The 875-nt window shown below is 71.8% G+C and carries 1 protein-coding gene; it reads left to right on the top strand.

Annotated elements, in window-relative coordinates; translation table 11 throughout:
- Positions 1–72 precede the first annotated feature (72 nt).
- Positions 73–875 (top strand): ParB/RepB/Spo0J family partition protein (locus tag VP06_RS16540; protein ID WP_425350920.1); only part of this gene is annotated, 803 nt, incomplete at its 3' end.

Here is an 875-nt window from a genome sequence, read left to right as displayed (position 1 = left end):
CGCGTCGTGGCGGGCGGGCGCAGGCTCGCCGCCCTCAAGCTGTTGGCAAAGGCGGGCCGGTGGAGCGAGCCCGTGCGCTGCATCGTGCTCCCGACTGCGGCCGACGCCAAGCGGGTGAGCCTCGCCGAGAACGTGGTGCGGGTCGCCCTTCACCCGGCCGACGAATTCGAGGCGTTCCGCATGTTGATCGACGAGGGCCACGACGCCCCGGAGGTCGCACGGCGCTTCGGCATCAGCGTCGCCCATGTCGAGCGCCGGTTGAAGCTCGCGGCCGTCTCCCCTGCGCTTGTCCGCGCTTATCGGGCCGGCGACATGACCTTGGACCAGCTCACCGCCTTCGCCGTCGTGGACGACCACGCCCGGCAGGAGCAGGCCTGGACGGGCGGCGGTTTCCGCGACATGAGCCCGCGCGGTATCCGCATGGCCCTGTTGTCGGAGCACGTGCCGGCGACGGATAAGCTCGCCCGGTTCGTCACCGTGCCGGCCTACGAGGAGGCGGGCGGTGCCGTCACCCGCGACCTGTTCAGCGAGGACGGAGGCGGAGCGTGGCTTGCCGATCGGGACTTGCTGACGCGCCTCGCGGCCGAGAAGATGCAGGCGGAGGCCGACGCGATCAGCGCCGAGGGCTGGGGGTGGGTCGAGTCCTTCGAGACGTTCCCCTATTCCGGGTTCTACAGTCACGGCCGGGTCTATCCGCGTCCCCTCACCTTGTCGGACCAGGACCGGGAGGAGCTGGCGCGCCTCACGGAGCGGCGCGACACCCTGCTGACCCAGGCCGAGGCCAGCGCCGATGATGCCTTGGCCGAGGAGCTGCGCACGGTCGAGGCGGCGATCGGCGCCGTGCGGACGCGCGAGGGGCCTGTCGCAAGCCGTGC

The organism is Methylobacterium aquaticum, assembly GCF_001043915.1.
GTDB lineage: Bacteria > Pseudomonadota > Alphaproteobacteria > Rhizobiales > Beijerinckiaceae > Methylobacterium > Methylobacterium aquaticum.
The sequence above is the reverse complement of the archived record's forward strand: the minus strand, read 5'-3'. Positions and strand labels throughout refer to the sequence as shown.